At 67.8% G+C, this 1,983-nt stretch carries 2 protein-coding genes; both read right to left on the reverse strand.

From position 1 onward, the window contains the following. On the reverse strand, positions 1–572 hold a 572-nt coding region (locus tag DID98_RS35395; RefSeq protein ID WP_185500445.1), incomplete at its 3' end, for an alpha-E domain-containing protein. Positions 573–636: 64 nt separating this feature from the next. Continuing rightward, a partial coding sequence (locus DID98_RS35400; RefSeq protein WP_148093555.1) for a circularly permuted type 2 ATP-grasp protein occupies positions 637–1,983 on the reverse strand: 1,347 nt, incomplete at its 5' end.

A 1,983-nucleotide genomic window follows, 5' to 3' on the forward strand; every position in this document is an offset into this window, starting at 1 on the left:
ACGTGCGACACCGACGGCAGCAGCAGGTGGTATTTCACGTCGAGGATCCGCGCGGTGTTGTCGGCCCGCTCGACGAACGCGCCGATCTGCGCGAAATCGAAGATCTCGTTGCGCAGCATCGTGCTGTAGAAGCTGCCGAGGATCAGCGCGGTTTCGCGCTTCACTTCGTCGAGCACCGCCGGCAGCCCGCTCTCCGGCACCGGCTGCGCAAGCGCCTGGCGCAGCGCGAGCCAGGCGCCGTTCACGCTCTCCCACGCCTCGCGCGTGAGCGCCGTGCGCACCATCCGCGCGTTCGAGCGCGCGGCCTCGATGCACGACAGCACGCTCGACGGATTGTCGCGGTCGCGCAGCAGGTAGTCGGTCACGGTATCGGCGGCATAGGCGTCGTACTTCTGACGATAGCCGTCGTCCGCGCCCGAGCTGACCAGCACCGACGACCATTCGGCCGGCGCGTCGGACGTGCGCGTGAGCGCCATCCGCAGCCCGGCATCGACGATGCGCGCGATGTTCTCCGCGCGCTCGATATAGCGGTACATCCAGTAAAGACCGCTCGCAGTTCGTCCCAGAAGCATCTCGTGTCCACTCCGTCTTCGTTCGGTTCGCGCGCCGGCTGCGGCGCGCGCGGTCGTGCCCGGCTCAGTCGGCCAGCACCCAGGTGTCCTTGGTGCCGCCGCCCTGGCTCGAGTTGACGACCAGCGAGCCTTCCTGCAGCGCGACGCGCGTGAGCCCGCCCGGCGTGATGCGGATCCGGTCCGACACCAGCACGAACGGCCGCAGGTCGACGTGGCGCGGCGCGAGGCCGGCTTCGGTCAGGATCGGCGTCGTGGACAACGCCAGCGTGGGTTGCGCGATGTAGTTCGCGGGACGCGCGCGCAGCTTCGCGGCGAACGCCTCGATCTCGGCCTTCGATGCGCACGGCCCGACCAGCATCCCGTAGCCGCCCGAGCCGTGCACTTCCTTCACGACCAGTTCGTCGAGATGCTCGAGCACGTATTTCAGGCTGTCGGCCTCGCCGCAGCGCCAGGTCGGCACGTTCTCCAGCAGCGCCTTGCGGCCCGTGTAGAACTCGACGATCTCCGGCATGTACGAGTAGATCGCCTTGTCGTCGGCGATGCCGGTGCCGGGCGCGTTCGCGATCGTGATGTTGCCGGCGCGGTAGACGTCCATGATCCCGGCCACGCCGAGCACCGAATCGGGGCGGAACGTCAGCGGATCGAGGAACGCGTCGTCGACCCGGCGGTACAGCACGTCGATCGGCCGGAAGCCTTCGGTGGTGCGCATCGCGACGCGGCCGTCGACCACCTGCAGGTCGCTGCCCTCGACGAGGTGCACGCCCATCTGGTCGGCGAGGAACGAATGTTCGTAGTACGCGGAATTGTGGATGCCGGGCGTGAGCACGGCGATGGTCGGGTTGTTGGCGTTGCCGCCCGGCGGGCACACGGCCGCGAGCGACTGGCGCAGCATCTGCGGATAGGTCTCGACCGGGCGCACCTTGACCTGCTGGAACAGCTCGGGAAAGAGCTGCATCATCGTCTCGCGGTTTTCCAGCATGTACGACACGCCCGACGGCGTGCGCGCGTTGTCCTCGAGCACGTAGAACTGGTTCTCGGCGGTGCGCACGATGTCGACGCCGATGATGTGCGTGTAGACGTTGCCGGGCGGCCGGAAGTCGATCATCTCCGGGATGAACGCCTCGTTGTGCGCGATCAGGTGCTTCGGCACGATGCCGGCGCGCACGATCTCCTGGCGGTGGTAGATGTCGTCGAGGAACGCGTTGAGCGCCATCACGCGCTGCTCGATGCCGAGCGACAGCCGGCTCCATTCCGCACCCGAGATGATGCGCGGCACGATGTCGAACGGAATCAGGCGCTCGGCGGCCTGCGCGTCGCCGTACACGGCGAACGTGATGCCCGTCCTGCGGAACACGCCTTCCGCGTCGTGGGCTTTCTGGGCGAGGCTTGCAGGGTTCTGCGTGTCGAGCCA

Source organism: Burkholderia sp. Bp8984 (assembly GCF_003853755.1).
Classification (GTDB): domain Bacteria; phylum Pseudomonadota; class Gammaproteobacteria; order Burkholderiales; family Burkholderiaceae; genus Burkholderia.